Below are 19,891 nucleotides of genomic sequence, written 5' to 3'. Positions count from 1 at the left end.
TTCATGATCGCCCGGCGGCTGGTTCCACGCCGACGCCGCGGACGAAGGCATCGGCGAGGTCGTCGGTCAGCCGGCTCAGCTCGGCCGGCTCGGGTCGGCCGGTGATCAGCCCGGTCTCCAGACAGAACTGGACCGGACCGAAGAACAGGGCGAGCAGGCTGGGTAGCGGCAGCGGCCGGAGCTGACCGGCGTCGATCAGCTCGGTGAGGAAGCCGGCCACCGCCCGGTTGGCCTCCGGCAGGTAGCGATCCCGTAGGTGGGTGGCCAGCGCCGAGTCGGGGCGGCCGAGCGCGTCGATCATCAACGCGGTGGTGACGACCGAATCGTCGTAGCCGAGTTGCAGTAGCTCGCCGTAGATCCGCCGCACCGTCGGTCCGAGACCATCCGGGGTGGAGCGCAGCAGCGGCGCGAGCTGGGGCAGGACGGCGTGCCGCCGGAAGACGGCGATCAGCACCTGGTCGCGGCCGCCGAGGCGTTCGTACACGGTCGGGACGGTGCAGCCGGCCGCGCCGGCGACGCGCTCGAGGGTGAGGGCGGCGACTCCCTCGGTCGCGATGATCATGGCCGCCGCGGTGATCACCCGGTCGGGCAGGTCCGGTCGCGGCACCCCGTGGCGGGCGAGCAGGGCATCGACCTCGGCCCGGCCGCCGACCCGGCGGACCAGGGTGGCCCGGGAGATCCCGGCGGCAGCCGCGATCTCGGACAGGGACAGCGACGAGGTGGTCCGGCCTGCCTCACTCGCGGCGCGCAGGACGGCTGCGGCCAGGCGGGCCTCGTCGGTCATGAGACAGGATCATACAGTGAATAAGATTCTGTATCAGACGGGTCGGACGAGACCTCGATCACCAGTTCGGCGTGGCGTCCGGCTGCGGGCTGGGCAGCGGGACGTCGGCGGGGTGGTAGATGTAGACGACGCCGTCGGTGGAGTCCTGCCAGACCCGTTCGAAGTTCTTCCGGGTGTAGATGTTGCGTACGGCCTCGTTGCTGTTCGACGCCGGGTCGTTGAGGATCGGATCGCCGGCGGCGGTGAAGCCGATGATCACCATCAGGTGCCCGTCGGTGTCGTAGCCGGCCTCGGGCATCTCCTCGAGGTCCCAGGACAGTGAGGTGATCACCGGGATGCCCGCTTCGATGAACTGCTCGGCCTCGGCCAGTGAGCGCAGCCGGGTGACGAAGGTGTCCAGGCCGAACCGGTGCGCGTAGGCGGCGTTGAACGGCCAGTTCCCAGCGCCCTCGTAGGCGTAGTCCCAGGTGTTGATCGCCGCGTACGGGACCTGCGGATCACCGTTCGGCGCCACGATCGGAGCCAGCTCCGAGTCCGGCACCCGATGATCATCACCCCAGGAGTACTGCACCATCGAGGTCGAGGTCGGTGAGCACCAGACCTGGCCGCCGCCGCCGAACTCCGGATACTCACCACGGTGGATGTTCTGGGAGAACCGCGGCACCGCCAGCTCGACCTGCCGGCCCAGGGTGAAGGCACTGGTCGGCCGGTCGTAGCCGCCGATGAATTCGTTGCTCATCACGGTCAACGCGTCCAGCCGCGGCGTGACCGCCGTGCCCCGCGGCCGATACAGGGTGGCCCGCACCTGATAGGCGCCGATCTCCTTACCGGAGCGGACCGAGAAGGTGTCGGTGAAGATCGCGGCGTCGGTGTCGTTCTGGCCGTTCAGCGAGGTCCGGTGGATGTCGCCGGCGGCGAAGTCGGCGCCCGAGGTCCACCGGCCGAGCACGTACCACTTCGTCCACTGGCCGTCGAGCTTGCGGCCGCGGAACGTCGTCTCGACGAACGTGCCGGTCGGCGTCCGCGCGTTCCAGGAGGCGATCGCCTCGTCCCCGGCATAGCCGAGCTCGACCACCGGCGAGGTCCAGCTGCCGATGTCGTACGTCCTCGAAGCGCCGGACCCGAACGGATCGGCGTAGGCCGCGGTCCGCGCGCCGGAGCGGACCTCGATCGACCCGTCCCGACTCGGCCGCAGGTTGTCCCAGGTGCCGCGGAGAAACTCGCGCTGGCTGTCCCAGCGATGCAGCGTGATGGCGGCCGGCTCGACCGGAGCGGCGGCGACGGGCGTGGCGGGCAGCACCAGCAGTGCCACGACGATGCCCATGATCAGCGGAAGCAGACGACCCCGAATGCGCATCATTTCCCCACATCCTCGCGACGGTGCGAATTTCCTACCGCGACCATCACCCCGGCCGGGCCCTCGCGTCAAGCCTTCCGCATCCCCGGAAGACTGATTGCAAATTGCTACTGGAAAGCCCGATGAGTTTTTCTGCCGACTCCGGTCAAAGAAGGTGTCGAGATTCGCAGCTCGACTCCGTACGAGGAGTGAAGCCGCAGCCAACCGGGGCGGCCATCGGTGAAGGAGAACGATCATGCAGGTTCCACGGGCACTCCGGCCCCTGACCACCCCGGCCTATCGCTGGCTGGCGGCGGCTCTCGTTTCGTCCCTGATCGGTTCGGGCATCTGGATGGTGTCCCTGGTCTGGCAGATCATCGCGCTCGGCGGCGGCGCGGCGGATCTCTCCCTGGTCGCCGGCGCCGCGGCCGTCGGCATGTTGCTGACCACGCTGCTCGGCGGCGCGCTGGCCGACCGGATCCCGCAGCGGCGGATCCTGCTGGTGGTCGAGGCGACCCGGGCCGTCACCGTCGGCATCGTCGCGTTGCTGGCGATCAGCGGCATGCTGCAGGTCTGGCAGTTGGCCCTGGTCGCGTTCATCGGCGGCGTGATGGGCGGCATGTACTACCCGGCCTACTCCGCGCTGCTGCCGACCGTGCTGCCCCAAGATCAACTGCTGGCCGCCAACGGCTTCGAGGGGATGACCCGGCCGGTGCTGGCCCAGGCCGCCGGGCCGGCCGCGGCCAGCGCGCTGATCGCCGTCACCTCACCCGGCACCGCCCTGCTGGTGACCGCGCTGAGCGGCGTCGCCGCCGTGCTCTGCATCATCCGCATCCCTGACCTGCCGGTGCAGGGCGAGCCGGCCGCCGATGGCCGGCACCCGGCCGTGGCCCTGTTGCTCGACGTCCGGGACGGCTTCAGCTACATGGGCCGGACGCCCTGGCTGCTCGGCACGCTGGTCTTCGCCTCGCTGATGATCTTGGTCATGATCGGCCCGTTCGAGGTGCTGGTCCCGTTCGCGATCAAGGACCAGGCCGGCGGCGGGCCGCAGGAGCACGCGATCGTGCTGGCCGCCTTCGGCATCGGCGGCGCGGTCGGCTCCCTGGTCGTCGCCTCACTGAAGCTGCCGCGTCGCTACCTGACCGTGATGGTCTCGCTCTGGGCGGTCGGCTGCGTGCCGCTGATCGTGTTCGGGGTGACCGATCAGATCTGGCTGATGGTGATCGCCGCGTTCGTCGTCGGCGCGATGTTCAACGGTGGCGTGGTGATCTGGGGGACGCTGCTGCAGCGCCGGGTGCCGTCGCACATGCTGGGTCGGGTGTCCAGCCTGGACTTCTTCGTCTCGCTGGCGTTCATGCCGCTGTCGATGGCGATCGCCGGTCCGGCCGGTCAGCTGCTCGGCCTGCCGGTCACCTTCCTGATCGTCGGCGCCGTGCCGCTGCTGATCGGGCTGGTCGCGATCATCGCCGCCCGGATGACCACCGACGAGATCGCCCACCCGCTGGACACCGCGACCGAGACCGCCGAGGCGCCGGTCGAGCCGGTCGTCGTGGTGGCGGCGGAGCGGGAGCTGGAGGACGCCTGCGTCTGATCACCGCCAGACCTTCACCGAGGGAATCGGGGAGTCGCCCACCAGGGCGGCTCCCCGACTCGCGTCCCGGGTGTGGTTCAGGCGACCTTGGAGCCGGCCGGGATGGAGGTACGTTCCTTCACCGTGACCCGGAAGCCGAGGTAGCGGCGGAAGATCAACCGGGTCTGGGCGTCGATCGCCGGGAAGCAGATGAACAGCGGCACGATGATCGGCATCAGCAGCCATTCGGCGATCACCTTGAGCGTCCACCACCACGGCAGGTGCGCCGGGCGCTTGGGCAACAGCAGGGTCGCCACGGCGATGGACACGGCCAGGCCGACCGGCAGCACCACGGTGGACATGACGTTGGAGACGGCCGTCAGCGTCGAACTGATCACGATCGCGACGAAGTCGTACGACGGAGCGTGCAGCTCGCCGACCAACCGCGGAATGACCAGCAGCATCAACGGCGTGGTGGCCCAGAACTGGAACTGCAGGTATTGCCGGCTCAGCTGGACCGCCTTGAACCAGAAGCTGATCTTGGGCGAGGTCAGGCTCTGCTCGGCGATGTAGGTGAAGTCGATCACCCCGTACGACCAGCGCCGCAGCTGCAGATACTGCTCCTTGAGCGACTTGCCGTACGACTCCGCCTGCACCGCGTCCAGATAGACCGGGGTGTGCAACGGCCGGACGATGGTGCGGCCGTCGAAGGCGAAGAACATCCGCCAGTACTGCCGCGAGTCGTCCGGGATCACCGTCTTGCACCAGTAGCCGACGTTGACCAGCGCGGTCATCCCCATCGCGTGCGAGGAGAAGATCTTCATCCGGTGCGGCTGGGTCGAGTCGACCATGGTCCAGAAGGTGGCGATCGAGCCGACGATCCGCGACGCGATCGGCACGTCCCAGACGTTGTTGTGGAACAGCAGGATCGGCTGGTAGGCGTCGTAGTCCCGGTTCGGGTTGCTCAGGTGCGTGTCGGCGAGGGCGGCGAAGTAGTCGCGGCTGGCCCGGGTGTCGGCGTCGAAGGCGGAGACGATCACCTGATCGTCGGTGAAGCCCTCCTGATGCAGGATGTCGCGGGCGTACTGCGCACCCCAGGTCAGGTTGGCGCCCTTGACCCGCTCCTCGCCCGGCAGTCCGTCCGGGTGCCGGGTGGTCAGGAATCGGGCGAACGATCCGCTGAACCGGGCCTCCAGCTCGGCGATCGCGGCCGGGGTCCAGACCGGCGAGCGCTCCTCGAAGGTGACGCAGACGCTGATCTTGCGCGGGTCGTAGTTGGCGTCCTCGATCGCGCCGATCGACTGGTGCAGGATGTCGGCCGACTCGCTGTAGGTCGGGAAGACGACCAGGTGGTGCACCTGGTCCAGGTCCTCGCCGTGGTTGGCCCTGGTCCGGGCGAGCCAGTCGACCCGGCGGCGCAGCCGCATCCGGGTGAACTCCCAGACCTGACGGACGGCGAGGTTGGCGTACTGGATCATCCAGTACATGACGTAGAGCGGCAGCAGCCAGTGCGCGATGTGCGGCACCTGCGCTATCAGCACGAACGGAGTGGCGAGGGTCAGCCACACCATCACGCCCGGCAGTGATTCCAGCAGCCGGCGGATCCGGAACTGGCTCAGGGACAGGCACGGGGTTCCGGTGCTGGTGCGATAGCTTTCGACGGTCATCGGGGTGTTCGTGCCTGCTTTCCTGTGCTGCGTCCGCGCTCCGTCCGGGACGTGCTGACGACGCTCACGCAACTTCCTGTCGATCCAGACTCTCTGTACCCAGAGTCGGTGGCCCGCATACACGGACGGTCAAGTCTACCGGGGGAGGCCCCATCGGCTCGACTCGGCGCGGGTGGGGTGGCGACGGTCACATCACCCGGCGACCGAAATCCGGATCGCCGAAGCCGGCTCTCGCACTCCGGAAACGTACGGAAAAATCGGCCCGTCAGCGGTCCTTGCCGCCGCGACGGACCAGCGCCCACGTCGCCGGCAGCAGCCCGGCCGCGAGCGCCACCTTGATGGCGTCGCCGATCAGGAACGGGATCACGCCGAGCAGCAGTCCCTGGCCCAGGTCGGCGCCGAGGAAGGCCATCAGCCACGGCACCCCGGCGGCATAGATGGCCAGGTTGCCGAGCACCATCAGCCCGGCCGTGCGGAGCGGAGTCCGGTCGCCGCCGCGTTCGGCCAGCCGGCCGACCAGGTAGGCGGCCGCGACGTAGCCGAGGATGTAGCCGAACGAGGCGAACCACCAGCCGCTGGTCTGGCCGGAGAACCACGGCACGCCGGCGATCCCGAGCGCGGCGTAGAGGCCGAGCGACAGGGCTGCCCGGTTGCCGCCGAGGACGGCGCCGCAGAGCAGCACGGCGAAGGTGGTCAGGGTCAGCGGCACCGGAGTGAACGGCAGGACGATCTTCACCTGCGCGGTCAACCCGACGAAGAGGGCCGAGCCGGCGATCAGCGCGATGTTGCGGACCAGTCCGCCGGGAAGGGCGTCGGCCAGGGTGCGCGGACCGACGCTGGTGATGCTCGACATGGGATCCTCCAGGTCTCAGCTTCTCCGACGGCACGGTGGTGACGTCGGGAGAAGCGTAAGTGAGCGGTACGCCCTCGGTCGCCGCCCGGCCCGAACTGTGGGATCCGGTACGGCGGCGCGGGGTCAGGTGATGTCGCGGCGCAGCGGCAGGGCGACGGCGGCGACGGACGCCGCGGCCGCGTAGCCGAGCAGCACCAGGGCGGCGCCGATCGGTGGCAACAGCGGGGTCACCCAGCCCAGCTGAGCGCCGAGCTGATCGGTCAGGTAGCTGAAGCCGATCAGCGACGACGTCGCGCCGCCGGGCAGGAACGGATAGAGGGCGTTCACGCCGGGGATGATCATCAACAACATCTCCAGGAAGTAGAAGTAGCCCAGCACGGCGAGGACGGCGAGCACCTGGTTGCGGATCAGGGCGCCGACCGCGACCCCGATCAGGGTGTAGATCGCACTGGTCAGCATCACCCGGATCAAGAACCCGGCCAGATCGCCGGCGCCGAGCCCGAGCGGGGTCCGGTGCAACCCGGCCGCGGCCAGCAGGCCGATCACGGCGACGCCGCCGGACACGGCGCCGTAGCCGAGGCCGCCGAGGCCGAAGGTGATCAACTTCGCGACCAGGATCCGCCACCGGCGCGGCACGGCCAGGAAGGTCGGGGTGATCGTCCGGTGCCGGTATTCGCCGGTCACCGCTGCCGTACCGAACACGGCGGGGATGAAGATCGTGATACTGATCAGGCCGAGGATCGTCGACGCCCCGATCCGGGTGTCCAGGCCGGGCAGTGGCGGCTGCAGGTTGTGCGGGCCGATCAGGGCGATCAGGGCGACGATGCCACCGCCGAAGGTGACGGCCAGGATCAGCGCCAGCAGCCAGAGCCGGGTCGAGGTCAGGCGCCGGATCTCGGCGGCGATCAAGTTGATCATGCTGGCACTCCGCTCTGCAGGGGTGTGGTCACTGTGGTCTCCGGTCCGGCGGGCTCGGTGGTCAGGTCGAGGAAGAGCTGCTCGAGGCTCGGCGGCCGGCTGGTCAGTTCGGTGATCAGCAACCCGTGCCGCAGGGCCAGCCGGGCCAGCCGCTCGTTGTCCAGGCCGCGCAGCGTCAGCCGGTCCGGCGTCGGCCCGGGCCGCAGCTCGAGTTGCGGGTCCGAGCCGTGCTCCGCCGTCACGACCTCGATCAGCCGGGCGGCGACGGGGGTCCGGACCTCGACCGCGGGCAGCAGTCGACCGGTCAACTCGATCATGGTGCCGGCCCCGACCAGTCGGCCCTCCTTGATCATGATCACCTGATCCACGATCTGCTGCACCTCGCTCAGCACGTGGCTGGAGATCAGGATCGTGCGGCCCTCCGCGGCGAGGCGGCGGAGCAGCCGGCGGAGCCAGGCGATGCCCTGCGGATCCAGCCCGTTGGACGGCTCGTCCAAGATCAGGATCGCCGGGTCGCCGAGCAGAGCGGTGGCCAGGTTGAGCCGCTGCCGCATCCCGGTGGAGTAGCCGCCGGTCCGGCGCCGGACGAACTCTCCGAGCTCCAGCTCGTCGACCACGGCCGCGACCCGGCTCCGGCCGTGCCCGCTCATCCGGGCGTAGATCATCAGGTGGTCCCAGCCGGTGCAGGCGGGGTGGGAGATGTTCGGATCGAGCACGGCTCCGGCCGTCGCAGTCGGCCGGGCCAGGTCGCGATAGGCCCGGCCACCGAGGGTGGCCGCGCCGGCATCGGGCCGGACCAAACCGAGGACCATCCGCAGGGTCGTCGATTTGCCGGAGCCGTTCGGCCCGAGGAATCCGGTCACCTGTCCCGGCCGCGCGTCGAAGCTGAGGTCGTCGACCGCGGACACCGACCCGAACCGCTTGGTCAGGCCGCGGACGACGATGCCGCCCTGGTCGAGCTCGAGCGCCGATGCGATTGTGTTCATGTATGGAATTATTACCAAGTATGGAAATAATCTCAACTTGGCAATACTGGCCGGGTGGAAGAGTCGAGGGCTGACCTGGTGCTGCACCCGATTCGCTGGCGGATCATCCAGGCGCTGATGGGCCGGGAGCTGACGACGTCCGGGCTGCGCGAGCGGCTGGCCGACATCCCGGTCACCACGCTCTATCGCCAGGTGGCGATCCTGGCCGAGGCCGAGGTGCTGCACGTCGTGGCCGAGCGCCGGGTCCGGGGCACGGTCGAGCGGACGTACGCGCTGCGGATGGAACGTCCGACGATCTCCGACTCGGGCGAATTGGGTCCGGAACAGTTGCGGACGGCCTTCACCGCCTACGCGGCCGGTTTGCTCGCCGATTTCGAGCGCTATCTCGGCCGGGACCGGATCGATCCGGAGGCCGATCACCTCAGCTTCACCCAGGCGGCGCTCTATCTGACCGAGGCCGAGCTCGCCGAGCTGGGGGCCGGGATGGCCGCGCTGCTCACCCCGTTCCTCGAACCCGGTGAACGTCCTGCGGGCAACGACGATGCCGCGGACGAGCCGAAGCGGCGCTTCATGTTGTCCACGATCATGCTGCCCGGCGACTGATCGCGGCTCGCCTCGGCGATCGAAGCCGCGGACCTCCGTAGGGTGGGCTCGTGACTCGCATCGCCGGCCGCGGACCGGCCTCCGTCTTCGCCGCCCTCACCGCCCTGGCCCTGCTCGCCGGCTGCGGCAACGCCCCGCCGGTCTCCTCGCCGACGCCGACCTCGGCCTCGAGCCCGCCGGACAGCCCGATCCCGGAATCACCCACTCCATCGGGTACGCCGACGCCGACCGCGGCCACCTGCGCCTCGGTGGTGGCGGGTCTGAACCGTGAGGAGCGGATCGGCCAGCTGCTGATGGTGGCGATCGACTCGTCCGGGCTCAGCTCGTCCACCGCGGACACGCTGGCCGAGGTGCGCGCCGGCTCGGTGCTGCTGCTGGGCAACACCGACAGTGGCCGCCGAGCGATCAAGGCGGTCACCGACGACGCCCGGGCGGCGATCAAGACTCCGTCCGGCATCGGCGTCCTGCTCGCCGCCGACCAGGAGGGCGGCCAGGTGCAGCGCCTCTCCGGCAGCGGCTTCGACGACATGCCGTCGGCCGAGGAGCAGGCCGAGCTCTCCGATTCCGAGCTGCGCGGCGACGCCGAAAACTGGGGTGAACAGCTGAAGAAGGCGGGCATCGACGCCAACCTGGCCCCGGTCGCCGACGTCGTGCCGAAGAGCCTCGAGGACGTCAACGAACCCATCGCCGGCCTGGACCGCGGTTACGGCTCCGATCCCGAGAAGGTCGGACAGAAGGTCGCCGCGTTCGTCGAAGGTATGGACAAGGCTGGCATCGCCACCTCACTGAAACACTTCCCCGGCCTGGGCAAGGTCCGTGGCAACACCGACTTCACCGACCGGGTGACCGACTCGACCACCGACGAGGACGACCCCGGCTTCGCCGCCTTCCGCGCCGGAATCGACGCCGGCGCCGACATGATCATGGCCGCCAACGCCTACTACTCCAAGATCGATCCCGATCACCAGGCCGTCTTCTCGAAGAAGATCATTACCGGCCTGATCCGCGAAGGCCTCAACTTCGACGGCGTCGTGATCTCCGACGACCTCGCCGCCAAGGGAGTCTCCGACCTCTCCCCCGAGAAGCGCGCCACCAGCTTCATCTCCGCCGGCGGAGACCTGATGATCATCGGCGCCGCCGACGACGCCGAGGACATGGCCGAAGCCTTGGAGGACAAGGCCGAATCCGACAAGTCCTTCGATGCGCGTATCACTGAATCTGCGACTCGGGTCGTTGCTCTCAAGTCTCGTCACGGGTTGGCCTCGTGTAGTCCCTGATCTGATCGGGGTGGCATCCCGCGGGGACTGTTGGGGGTCTGTACGCGGGCAACCATCCGCCCGCGGGCCAGTATGGGTGCCGCTGCCGCAGTCTGAGCGTCCGCGTGCTCCCGCCAGGCCCGTCCACGCCCGCGTACAGACCCCCAACAGTCCCCGCTCCCTTTTGCGTTGCCCGTTTTTTAACCGCCTCAGCCGAGCGGAACCCTGATCTTGCCGACTGCCAAACCGAGCGCTTAGCTGATCACGAAGGCTTGTTCGTTCCCTGAACCTGGATCCGCCGATGATCATGGAACTGCGGTATCGCATCCCCTTGTTCCGGCCTGAGAAGGCGATCGCTTGTTCCGTTCCCTGAGCCTGTCGAAGGGCAAGCCCGGCGGGTGCTTCTCTCCCCGGGGCTGTCGGCCTAACGGCCTCAAAGACGCGCCAAGGACCGACAGGGTGACGCGATCGGCAGGAATCTCGGCTGGGCACCGAGTTCAGCGGTGGATCCGGGAACGGGAACGAACAAAGCCTCGAGTCGGCGTGGTGCGTGGCCGAGCTCGATGGCTGCCAGACCGATGGTCGGGTTGCCGCTCCGCAAGTGGCGCCGAACCGGCCCCCATGGCTGCGGCTGAAGGGCCGTTCGGAACGAGGTCGCCCGCCGGTGTGCAGCGAGTGGACTGGTTGGCCAGCTTCCCGGCGTAGATCCGCGGCCAAAGCGTCCACTCGAGGAGCGCACCGACCCCAGCGCCTAACCGGTGGCCGGCCGAGATTCCTGCCGGTCGCGTCACCCCATCCGTCCTTGGCGCGTCTTTGAGGCCGTTATGCCGACAGCCCCGGGAGAGAAGCACCCGCCGGGCTTGCCCTTCGACAGGCTCAGGGAACGGAACAAGCGGTTGTTGGGCGTGGAGTTGATCATGAGCGTTTGTTCCGTTCCCTGAGCCTGTCGAAGGGCAGGACGGATGCGCCAATTGATCAAGGTCCGTTCTTCCGGTCTGCCCTTCGACAAGCTCAGGGAACGGAACAACCCTCGTGATCAGCTATGCGCTCGGTTTGGCAGTAGCAGATACCAGGGTTCCGCTCGGCTGAGGCGGTAAAAAAGTGTGTCGCTCCCAAAGGGAGCGGTGGGGTCTGGGGGATAGGTGCGTGGGCGTGGACGGGCCTGGCGGGAGCACGCGGATGCCAACACTGCGGCAGCGGCACACCCGCTGCCCGCGGGCGGATGGTTGCCCACGCACCTATCCCCCAGACCCCACCGCGGCAGTCACCCTCCAAGAGGAGATCGATTAGGAAGTCCGAATCCGTACATTGTCGAGGTAGTAGATCCCCCCATAGGCCTCAGGATCCCCAGTGGTGAAGGAGATCCGATGCAAGGTACCGACGGCACCGTTCGGCGTAGCATGGGTGAAGGCCTTGCCATCGACGGTCAGGGTCGCGCTCTCAGCGGTGGCCTTCAGGGACAAGGAGATGTAGCTCCGAGCCGGGATGACTCGGGGCAGGCTGCCCAAGGGTTTCCAGGTCGAGCCGACCAGGGCCTCGACGACGAGCGGATCGGTGGCCTTGGCCCCGTTCACGAGTCGGAACTCCCACGGCGCCACGGGGTCCGACCCTTTCCGGCCCTCGACCCGCACGGTGAAGGGTGCGCGCGAGTCGGTGGTGGCCCAGTTCAGGTCGAGGGAGAGTTCGGCGCCGGGGTCGAGGGTCTTGCTGATCTTGGCTTCGCGGTCGGTCCACTTGTCCCAGAGCCGGAGGGCGGTCGAGCTGCGGTAGCCGCCGATGTCGGAGTAGGCCAGGTTGTCGGGCACGTCGGTGACCCAGGAGCCGAAGGCGTCGGTCCAGCCGCGCGGGACGGCGAAGGGCAGCTCGTTCTCGAAGGTGTCGATGCCGCCGGCGTAGAGCTCGAGTTCGGTCACCGTCAGCGGCTGTGCCGACCCGGCGCGGAGCTTGACGTACTGGGCGTCCTTCGTCGGCAGGTCGGTGTACTTCAGGGCCCGGTCGGAGCCGTCGGCCCGGTGCACCGGCCGGCCCCAGGACTTCCCGTCGGCGGAGAGGTAGACCTCGGCGGACTGCGCCTCGCCGTGGCCGAGCATCAGGCCGAGCCGGTCGAGCGGATAGGGCCGGTCCAGCTTGATGATCATTTCGCCCGGGCGGCCGGACTTCTGGACGACGGCCTCGGCGCCGAATTCGGTGCTGCCGTCGACGGCTCCGGCCGGCCGGCGCTCCGGGTGGGTGGCGTCGGCAGGGGCGAAGTCGCCGGTGATCGTCGCGAGCTTGTCCTGCACCAGCCGGGCCAGGTCGATCCGCCCGGTCCCCGGGGTGACGGCGCCGACGTACTTGGCGCTGATCCCGAACTGCTGGTTGTACGCGCCGCAGCCCCAGGTATGGCACTGATCGTAGAAGTGCACGGCCCGGTTGCTGCCGACGGATTCGATGCTGGTGTTGCCGCTGGTGCCGTCGAACCGGCCGTTGAAACCTTCGGAGGGGTAGTTGGCCAGCACCGTGGTCTCGGCGTCCCACTTCTCGCCGTTGCCGTCGTAGCTGGCCAGCGCGCGTGCGTCCTTGCGGCCGGTCGCCAGCAGCAGCATCCCGTTCGGCAGCAGCACCGGGTCGGGATAGATCCCGTTCACCTTCTGACCGTCCGGCCCGGTGATCGGCTTCGCGTCGGTCCAGGTCTGGCCGTCGTCGTCGGAATACGCGGCCCAGAGGAAGGCCAGTGCGCCCTCTCCCTCGCCCTGCGGCAACTCGACCTCGCGCAGCACCGCCATCAGCCGGCCGTCGGCGGTGTAGGTCCAGCCGACCTCATTGGTGCCCGGCCGCTGCGGCGTCCCGGAGCCGGGAGCCTTGATCTCCGACCGCATCGTCCAGGTCTTTCCCCTATCGGTCGACTGCAGGATGATGCTGGTCGTGGTGGACCTGGTCTCGGCGAAGTTGGTGTAGGCGGGGACCATGATCGTTCCGTCGGCCAGTTCGATCACCCTCCGATGGACCCGGAGGCCGTTGCTCATCGGGCCGATCGTCCGTCCCGGCGACGGGGTGAAGATGCCCCGCGACGGGTCCCAGGTCCTGCCGTTGTCGGTGGACTTCCAGATCTTCAGATCCGTCGTCTTGTGGCTCGCGTCGGTCCACTCCGGAATGAAGTCGATCGAGATCAGGCTGCCGTCGCGCAGTCGGCCCATGTTCAGTGCCTGCAGCGGATAGTCCCGCTGGGCCTCGAGGAACTTCTTGCCGGAGTCCTCGGAGACCGCCATGTTGTTGATCGACGCCGCCGAACCCACGTCGGGATTGGCGCCGCTGCTGACGAAGATCTTCTTCACCGTGCGGCCGGACTTGTCGACGGTGTTCATCGAGAACGACGCGGGCACGGCCGCGACCTCGCCGGGGCCCCAGTTCAGCACGTTCCAGTGCGATCCGGTGCCGAACGCGTAACCGTTCGGGTCGGCGCCGTCACCGGCGGCCAGCTCGTCACCGACGATCGGCAGCGAGCCGCCGATGGAGGCGACCGGGACCGATCCCGGCAGCATGGCGATCAGGACGGCGGCGGCGAAGCCACCGATCGCGGCGCTGCCGCGGCTTCGGAGAACTCGGGACAGTAGCGGCATCGCACACCTCACGCTTCATCGCACGTGCACACGTGGAACAACGTTCCAGACGCTCAGAAGCATGGTCAGCCGAACGTTCCATGTCAACAGCCTGCACGCAGAACCGATCCACCGGTACGAATTCACCCGGGGCACTGTCCGCGGGGCCCGGCAGCCGGTCAGCTGATGGTGAGGTTCTTCAACGCCTCGCGGGCGGGCGGGATCAGTTCCTTGGCGTTGTCCGGGATCGAGGCGTAGAAGATTCCCGCCGAGCCGTCCTCGGAGCCGGTGGCGACGATCGCGACGATCAACAGCTCGCCCTTGGTCTGCAGGCCCTTGATGTCGAAGCTCAGCTGGGACTCGACCAGCCAGGCCTCGTGGCCGTCGATCTCGGTGGCCTTGTTGACCTTCACCGAGCTCTGCACCGGGTTGTCGCTGTAGAACTTGCCGAGGATGCACTTGACCACGATCTCGGAACCCTGCTCCGGGGTGTAGAAGCCGTCGCCGGCATTCAGCTTCCCGATCAGGACCGAGGCGACCCAACTGCTGCCGGGCGCATAGTTCGGCTCGATGGTCACGCTCTGCACGGCCACGTCGGAGCCGAACGGCAGCCGCGGATCGGGCTGCGGGGCACCCCACGGGCTGGGCAGCGTCGGGTACGACAGCGGCCCGCCATGGACCCGGCCGTCACCCTGGTCCTCCGGCGCGGACGGTTGGTCCGTCGGCTCGGCCGGACAGATGTCCTGCGGGCCCTGGCCGCCCGGGTTGGCGGTCGGACCGCCGCCGCCGCTGATACCGCGGATCACCAGGATGCCGACGATGATCAGCACGACGACGAGCGCGCCGGCGCCGATCCACCAGCCGACCGGCGACTTCTTCTTCGCCGCCTGCTGATACGCCGCGTAGCCACCGGCCTGCTGACCGTACGCCTGCTGGCCCGGCTGACCGCCACCCGGCTGGCCGGCGCTCTGCTGTCCGGGCGTGCCGGACGTCGCCGACGATCCGGTGAAGCCGGCGGACGGGGGAGCCGCGTTCGGGTTCGGCGTGGTCGCGGCGGACCAAGCACGGCCATCCCAGTAGCGATAGAGCCCCTGGCCGCCGCCCGGATCCGGATACCAACCTGGCTGCGCACCACTCACGGGGTCAGTTTAGGTGCTCGGAGGCCGCCGCTCGGACCGCGGCGCCGGATGGACAGGATCTTCACAGGTGGCGGCTCAGCCGAAGCGACCGGTGATGTAGTCCTCGGTCGCCTTCTCGTCGGGGTTGGAGAAGATCTTCTCGGTCGAGCCGATCTCCACCAGCCGGCCCGGTTTGCCCTGGGCGGCCAGGTTGAAGAACGCGGTCTGGTCGCTGACCCGGGCGGCCTGCTGCATGTTGTGGGTGACGATCACCACCGTGTAGCGCTCCTTGAGCTGACCGATCAGGTCCTCGATCGCGATCGTGGAGATCGGGTCCAGGGCCGAGCACGGCTCGTCCATCAAGATCACCTCGGGCTGGACGGCGATCGCCCGGGCGATGCAGAGCCGCTGCTGCTGACCGCCGGACAGCCCGGAGCCGGGGGAGTTGAGCCGGTCCTTGACCTCGTTCCACAGGTTCGCGCCCTTGAGCGCCCGCTCGGTCAGCTCGTCGGCGGCGGCGCCGGAGAGGCGCTGCCCGTTCAGCCGAACGCCGGCCAGCACGTTTTCCTTGATCGACATCGTCGGGAACGGGTTCGGCCGCTGGAACACCATGCCGACGGTTCGGCGGACCCGGACCGGGTCGACGCCGGGCCCGTACAGGTTGTCGCCGTCCAGCATCACCTGGCCCTCGACGTACGCGCCGGGGATCACCTCGTGCATCCGGTTCAGCGTCCGGATGAACGTCGACTTGCCGCAGCCGGACGGGCCGATGAAGGCGGTCACGGTGCGCGGTTCGACGGTGAGGGTGACCCCCTCCACCGCCTTGAACTTGCCGTAGTACACGTTGAGGTCGCTGACCTCGATCCGCTTGGACATGTCTCGAACTCCTCTGGGTCTACCGGCTCGGGGCCTACTGGCCCTTGGGTGCGAACCGGGAGGCGATCAGCCGCGCGGTCAGGTTGAGCAGCATCACGATCAAGATCAACGTCAGGGCTCCGGTCCAGGCCCGGTCCAGGTACGCCTGCGCGTCCTGGCCCTGGTCGGCATAGGAGCGGAAGACGAACACCGGCAGCGTCATCATCGGGCCGCTGACCGGATTGGTGTTCATGCTCTGGGTGAACCCGGAGGCGATCAGCAGCGGGGCCGTCTCGCCGATCACCCGGGCGACCGCCAGCATCACGCCGGTGATCAGTCCGGCCAGCGAGGTCGGCAGCACCACCCGCACCACGGTGCGCCACTTCGGCACGCCGAGCGCGTAGGAGGCCTCGCGCAGCTCGTTCGGCACCAGCCGCAGCATCTCCTCGGCGGCGCGGACGACGATCGGGATCATCAGCACACTCAGCGCGACCGCGCCGGCCAGGGCGGTCTTGGTGCCCGGGCCGAAGATGATCACGAACAGCGCGTACGCGAACAGGCCGGCGACGATCGACGGGATGCCGGTCATCACGTCGACGAAGAAGGTGATGCCCTTGGCCAGCCGACCGCGGCCGTACTCGACCAGGTAGATGGCGGCCAGGATGCCGATCGGCACCGAGATCACCGCCGCGATGCCGGTCGTCCACAAGGTGCCGGTGATCGCGTGCACGGCGCCGCCACCCGCGCCGACGATGCTCCGCATCGAGTAGGTGAAGAACTGCAGGTCGAAGCGCGGGATCCCCTGCGACACGGCCTCGAAGACCACCGAGACCAGGGGCAACAGGGCCAGACAGAAGGCCGAGGTGACCAGGATGGTCGCCAGCCGGTCCTTCGCCTTGCGGCTGCCCTCGACCGCGCCGGAGATCAGGACCATGGCCACGGTGAACAGGATGGCGCCGCAGATGACGACCTGAGCCAGCCCGAACGTGCCGAGGGCGGCGAACAGCAGGCCGGTCAGGATCAGCGCGGCGGCGAGCACTACCGGCATGGTCCAGCCGGGCAGCTTGCCGGCGGTGTAGAGATTGCGCCGTGCCGGCGCGGTGATCGTAGACATCAGTTGGCCCCCGAGAATTCCTTGCGCCGGCTGACGATCCAGCGGGCGATCATGTTCACCGCGAGAGTGATCACGAACAGCACCAGGCCGGTGGCGATCAGCTGATTCACACCCAGGTTGTACGACTCCGGGAAGCTGAGCGCGATGTTGGCCGCGATCGTGTTCGGATTGGTCGAGCTGATCAACACGAAGCTGATCACCGTCGACGGGGACAGCACCATCGCCACGGCCATCGTCTCACCGAGGGCTCGGCCGAGGCCGAGCATCGAGGCCGAGATGATGCCGGACCGGGAGAACGGCAGCACGGCCATCTTGATCATTTCCCAGCGGGTGGCGCCGAGAGCGAGGGCCGCCTCCTCATGCAGCCGCGGCGTCTGCAGGAACACCTCGCGGGACAGCGCGGTGACGATCGGCAGGATCATCACCGCCAGCACGATCGCCGCGGTGAAGATCGTTCGGCCGGTGCCGGAGGCCTGGCCGGCGAACAGCGGGAACCAACCGGCGTTGGTTTCCAGCCAGCGATAGATGGGCTGCATCAGCGGCGCCAGCACACCGATGCCCCACAGGCCAAAGACCACCGACGGCACCGCCGCCAGCAGGTCGACCACGTAACCGAGCCCGGTGGCCAGCCGGCGCGGTGCGTAGTGCGAGATGAACAAGGCGATCCCGATCGACACCGGCACCGCCATCAGCAGCGCCAGCAGCGCGGCCCAGACGGTGCCGAACGCGAACGGTGCCACATATTCGAGGAAGGGCAGCTTGTACTGCAGATCTTCGATCGGTGACACGAGCGCCGGCACGCCCTGGGCGACCAGGAAGGCCGCCACCAGGGCCAGGATCGCCAAGATCACGATCCCGGACCCGGTGGACAGCCCCTTGAAGATCTGGTCGCCGATCCGCCGGACCTCCCGGGCCGCCCGCGGACGGTCCGGCTGATCCGGGCGGTCCGAGGGCGTAGCGGTGGAGTCGGACAAGGAGCCCCTCTGAGTCGACGAAGCTGAGGTTTGAGTCATGGTAATCCCCGTCCCCGGAACAAACCGCCGGCGCCTCGCTCGATGATCAGGAAATGGCTGCGATCGAGGCCGCGACCTTGGTCGACAGTTCGGACGACAGCGGGGCCGCTCCGGCCTTCTCCGCGGCCGCGGACTGGCCTTCGCTCGAAGCGATGTAGCCGAGGTAGGCCTTGACCAGTTCGGCGGTCTTGGCGTCCTGGTACTTCTCGCAGGCGATCGCGTAGGAGACCAGGACGATCGGGTAGACGTCGCCGGTGGCCTTGCGGTCCAGCTTCACGGCCAGGTCGTGCTCGCTTCGGCCACCCTCGGTGTCCAGCGGCGACTCCTCGACCACGGCGGCCGCCTTCTCCGGGCTGTACTCGACGTACTCCTCGCCGACCTTGATCTTGGCCACGCCGAGATCACCGGCGCGGGAGGCGTCGGCGTAACCGATGGTGCCGGTGCCGTTGGTCACCGCGTCCACCATGCCGGAGGTCTGCGGTGCGGCCTCGCCGCCCTTGATCGGCCAGACGCCGTCCGGCTCGTGCGGCCAGTCGGCCGGCGCGAGCACGTTCAGGTAGTCGGTGAAGTTCTCCGTGGTGCCCGAGTCGTCGGCGCGGTGCACGGCGGTGATGTTGGCGTCGGGCAGCGTCACGCCGTCGTTCTGGCCGGCGATCTTGGGATCGTTCCACTTGGTGATCTTGCCGGAGAAGATCTGCGCCACCGTCGAGGCGTCGAGGTTGAGGTCGGTCACGCCCTCCAGGTTGAAGATGATCGCGATCGGCGAGATGTAGACGGGCAGGTCGATCGCGTTGGTGTCCGGCGCGCAGCGGGAGCTGCCCAACGCGGCCGCGAGGGCCTCTTCGGCCTTCAGCGCGCGGTCCGAGCCGGCGAAGTCGGCGCCGCCCCCGGCGAACGCCTCGCGGCCGGCACCGGAGCCATCCGGCGAGTAGTTGATCGTGACGCCGCTGTTCTTCGTCTGGAACTCGGCGCTCCAGGTCTCCTGCGCGCTCGCCATCGACGAGGCCCCGATGCCGGTCAGCTGACCGGAGAGCGCGGGACCGGCGTTGCTCGTGCTCCCGGGCGTCCCGCTGGGCGGCGCCTCGTTGGCCGCACAGGCCGTGAGGCCCAACGACAGCGCGGTGAGTACGGCGACGGATGCGCCGAGACGTGAGATCTTCACAAGGTTCCCCTCTTGGGCAAGTGAACATGAGTCGGCCCTGACGCCACCGACAGTAGGAGCGAGTTGTGAAGCAACTGGCGCACAAAGGTGAACGGATCGTGAACGACAGATGTCGTCACGGCTGCGCGCGGTGCAGTTCCACCGCCCAGATGTACGGGCTGAGATCATGATCGGCTCGGTCCGCCGGAGCGGGCCGGTCCGGACCGCTCTCGCCGTCGACGCGGAGGTGGGCCACGATCAGTTCGGCCGTCCGCAGGGTCCGCTCCGGCAGGTCGAGGGCGGCCAGGATGTGCGGCAGCACCGGACGGTGCACACACAGCGCGACCGGCACCCGTTCCGCCACCGTCCGCCGGGCCAGCGCGGTGATCACCGCGGCGACGCCGTCGGGATCGTCGGTGCCGCGCTCCTCGGTCAGCTCCGGCACCTGAACGATCTCCAGGTGCCGGTCGCCGGCGTACGGCTGCAGGGTGCTGACGCAACGGATCGCCGGCGAACTGATCAACCGGTCCACCCGGTAGGCGGCGAGCAGCGGGCTCAGCACCTGGGCCTGCCGGCGGCCGAGGGCGATGATCGGCCGGGCCAGATCGGCCTTGGACCAATCGCCACGGTCCATCGCCTTGGCATGCCGGACGATGATCATCGGCACCGTGTCCGGCAGCTCGGCCAGCTGCTCGACCAGGAATCGGTCATGGCCGTAACTGAGCCTGGTGGCGGCGTCGCGGACCGGCCACCAGCCCAGCTCGTCCGCCTCGTCACCCGGCCGGAACGGCTCGGCCGCCAGCACTTCGGCCCGCCAGTAGTCGACCCGCTTGGCCCGGTCCCCGACCGGATAGCGCGCGGAGTCCAGCGGTGCGCCGAGCCGGACCGTCAGGCCGGTCTCCTCGGCGGTCTCGCGGACCGCACAGGCCGGCAGCGATTCCGACGGCCGCGGTTTGCCCTTGGGCAGCGACCAATCCGCGTACCGGGGTCGGTGCACGACCGCCACCTCGACCTCGCCGTCGACCCGGCGGGTGATCACGGTGCCCGCGGCGGTGATCATGATCGGCGCGAGCCGGGCTCGGCGCGGCTGGCCGGCATA

Annotated in this window: 16 protein-coding genes; 3 read left to right on the top strand and 13 right to left on the bottom strand. The window is 68.8% G+C overall.

The features are described 5' to 3' along the window. Position 1: 1 nt before the first annotated feature. Positions 2–784, bottom strand: a complete 783-nt coding sequence (locus tag FNH24_RS31050; RefSeq protein WP_152366122.1) for a TetR/AcrR family transcriptional regulator — start codon at positions 782–784, stop codon at positions 2–4. Between the two features lie 58 nt (positions 785–842). Then, complete coding sequence (locus FNH24_RS31045; RefSeq protein ID WP_246187160.1) at positions 843–2,144, bottom strand: C39 family peptidase; 1,302 nt, start codon at positions 2,142–2,144, stop codon at positions 843–845. Positions 2,145–2,376: 232 nt separating this feature from the next. On the opposite strand from FNH24_RS31045, the gene FNH24_RS31040 reads away from it, so the two are divergent. After that, positions 2,377–3,711, top strand: a complete 1,335-nt coding sequence (locus FNH24_RS31040) for an MFS transporter (RefSeq protein WP_217428647.1) — start codon at positions 2,377–2,379, stop codon at positions 3,709–3,711. Between the two features lie 77 nt (positions 3,712–3,788). Here the strand turns inward: FNH24_RS31040 and FNH24_RS31035 are convergent, their stop codons facing one another. The 4 genes from FNH24_RS31035 to FNH24_RS31020 all read right to left on the bottom strand — a co-directional run bounded on the left by FNH24_RS31035 (position 3,789) and on the right by FNH24_RS31020 (position 8,114). After that, positions 3,789–5,357 (bottom strand): glycosyltransferase family protein, encoded by a 1,569-nt coding sequence (locus FNH24_RS31035; RefSeq protein WP_152366120.1) that lies wholly within the window; start codon positions 5,355–5,357, stop codon positions 3,789–3,791. Positions 5,358–5,622: 265 nt separating this feature from the next. After that, positions 5,623–6,210 carry a biotin transporter BioY gene (locus FNH24_RS31030; RefSeq protein WP_152366119.1) on the bottom strand — a complete coding sequence of 196 codons (588 nt, stop codon included), beginning with the start codon at positions 6,208–6,210 and terminating at the stop codon, positions 5,623–5,625. 123 nt (positions 6,211–6,333) lie between these two features. Then, a complete protein-coding gene (locus FNH24_RS31025; protein WP_152366118.1) occupies positions 6,334–7,128 on the bottom strand; it encodes an ABC-2 transporter permease in 795 nt (264 codons plus the stop codon). Beyond that, a complete protein-coding gene (locus tag FNH24_RS31020; protein WP_152366117.1) occupies positions 7,125–8,114 on the bottom strand; it encodes an ABC transporter ATP-binding protein in 990 nt (329 codons plus the stop codon). The genes FNH24_RS31025 and FNH24_RS31020 overlap by 4 nt, the downstream gene beginning before the upstream one ends. A 54-nt stretch (positions 8,115–8,168) precedes the next feature. On the opposite strand from FNH24_RS31020, the gene FNH24_RS31015 reads away from it, so the two are divergent. Both FNH24_RS31015 and FNH24_RS31010 read left to right on the top strand, forming a co-directional pair. Next, positions 8,169–8,717: a helix-turn-helix domain-containing protein gene (locus tag FNH24_RS31015; RefSeq protein ID WP_152366116.1), complete on the top strand. Its 549-nt coding sequence runs from the start codon at positions 8,169–8,171 to the stop codon at positions 8,715–8,717. A 50-nt stretch (positions 8,718–8,767) separates the two neighbouring features. Beyond that, a complete protein-coding gene (locus FNH24_RS31010) occupies positions 8,768–9,994 on the top strand; it encodes a glycoside hydrolase family 3 N-terminal domain-containing protein (RefSeq protein ID WP_152366115.1) in 1,227 nt (408 codons plus the stop codon). Between the two features lie 1,265 nt (positions 9,995–11,259). Here the strand turns inward: FNH24_RS31010 and FNH24_RS31005 are convergent. The 7 genes from FNH24_RS31005 to FNH24_RS30975 all read right to left on the bottom strand — a co-directional run bounded on the left by FNH24_RS31005 (position 11,260) and on the right by FNH24_RS30975 (position 19,852). Next, a complete protein-coding gene (locus FNH24_RS31005) occupies positions 11,260–13,572 on the bottom strand; it encodes a sialidase family protein (RefSeq protein ID WP_152366114.1) in 2,313 nt (770 codons plus the stop codon). Between the two features lie 158 nt (positions 13,573–13,730). Further along, complete coding sequence (locus FNH24_RS31000; protein WP_152366113.1) at positions 13,731–14,690, bottom strand: DUF2510 domain-containing protein; 960 nt, start codon at positions 14,688–14,690, stop codon at positions 13,731–13,733. A 75-nt stretch (positions 14,691–14,765) separates the two neighbouring features. After that, the gene (gene pstB, locus FNH24_RS30995; RefSeq protein WP_152366112.1) at positions 14,766–15,545 is read right to left on the bottom strand and encodes a phosphate ABC transporter ATP-binding protein PstB; all 780 of its coding nucleotides are present in this window, start codon (positions 15,543–15,545) and stop codon (positions 14,766–14,768) included. 34 nt (positions 15,546–15,579) lie between these two features. Then, on the bottom strand, positions 15,580–16,638 hold the full coding sequence (gene pstA / locus FNH24_RS30990) for a phosphate ABC transporter permease PstA (RefSeq protein WP_152366111.1): 1,059 nt from the start codon (positions 16,636–16,638) through the stop codon (positions 15,580–15,582). Further along, a complete protein-coding gene (gene pstC / locus FNH24_RS30985; protein ID WP_246187159.1) occupies positions 16,638–17,612 on the bottom strand; it encodes a phosphate ABC transporter permease subunit PstC in 975 nt (324 codons plus the stop codon). Before pstC ends, pstA begins: the two co-directional genes overlap by 1 nt. A gap of 85 nt (positions 17,613–17,697) precedes the next feature. Next, positions 17,698–18,813 carry a phosphate ABC transporter substrate-binding protein PstS gene (locus FNH24_RS30980; RefSeq protein ID WP_152366109.1) on the bottom strand — a complete coding sequence of 372 codons (1,116 nt, stop codon included), beginning with the start codon at positions 18,811–18,813 and terminating at the stop codon, positions 17,698–17,700. A 115-nt stretch (positions 18,814–18,928) separates the two neighbouring features. Next, positions 18,929–19,852, bottom strand: a complete 924-nt coding sequence (locus FNH24_RS30975; protein ID WP_152366108.1) for an NUDIX hydrolase — start codon at positions 19,850–19,852, stop codon at positions 18,929–18,931. Positions 19,853–19,891: the final 39 nt, after the last annotated feature.

Origin of the sequence: Microlunatus speluncae, from assembly GCF_009299835.1 — a bacterium.
GTDB lineage: Bacteria > Actinomycetota > Actinomycetes > Propionibacteriales > Propionibacteriaceae > Microlunatus > Microlunatus speluncae.
Note: the sequence above shows the minus strand (reverse complement) of the source record. Positions and strands in the feature narration are given on the sequence as shown.

What these genes read in the sequence shown, in the direction of transcription:
- FNH24_RS31050 (WP_152366122.1), bottom strand. Translation starts at nt 784, where the DNA reads ATGACCGACGAGGCCCGCCTGGCCGCAGCCGTCCTGCGCGCCGCGAGT.
- FNH24_RS31045 (WP_246187160.1), bottom strand. Translation starts at nt 2,144, where the DNA reads ATGATGCGCATTCGGGGTCGTCTGCTTCCGCTGATCATGGGCATCGTC.
- FNH24_RS31040 (WP_217428647.1), top strand. Translation starts at nt 2,377, where the DNA reads ATGCAGGTTCCACGGGCACTCCGGCCCCTGACCACCCCGGCCTATCGC.
- FNH24_RS31035 (WP_152366120.1), bottom strand. Translation starts at nt 5,357, where the DNA reads ATGACCGTCGAAAGCTATCGCACCAGCACCGGAACCCCGTGCCTGTCC.
- FNH24_RS31030 (WP_152366119.1), bottom strand. Translation starts at nt 6,210, where the DNA reads ATGTCGAGCATCACCAGCGTCGGTCCGCGCACCCTGGCCGACGCCCTT.
- FNH24_RS31025 (WP_152366118.1), bottom strand. Translation starts at nt 7,128, where the DNA reads ATGATCAACTTGATCGCCGCCGAGATCCGGCGCCTGACCTCGACCCGG.
- FNH24_RS31020 (WP_152366117.1), bottom strand. Translation starts at nt 8,114, where the DNA reads ATGAACACAATCGCATCGGCGCTCGAGCTCGACCAGGGCGGCATCGTC.
- FNH24_RS31005 (WP_152366114.1), bottom strand. Translation starts at nt 13,572, where the DNA reads ATGCCGCTACTGTCCCGAGTTCTCCGAAGCCGCGGCAGCGCCGCGATC.
- pstB (WP_152366112.1), bottom strand. Translation starts at nt 15,545, where the DNA reads ATGTCCAAGCGGATCGAGGTCAGCGACCTCAACGTGTACTACGGCAAG.
- pstA (WP_152366111.1), bottom strand. Translation starts at nt 16,638, where the DNA reads ATGTCTACGATCACCGCGCCGGCACGGCGCAATCTCTACACCGCCGGC.
- FNH24_RS30975 (WP_152366108.1), bottom strand. Translation starts at nt 19,852, where the DNA reads ATGATCACCGCCGCGGGCACCGTGATCACCCGCCGGGTCGACGGCGAG.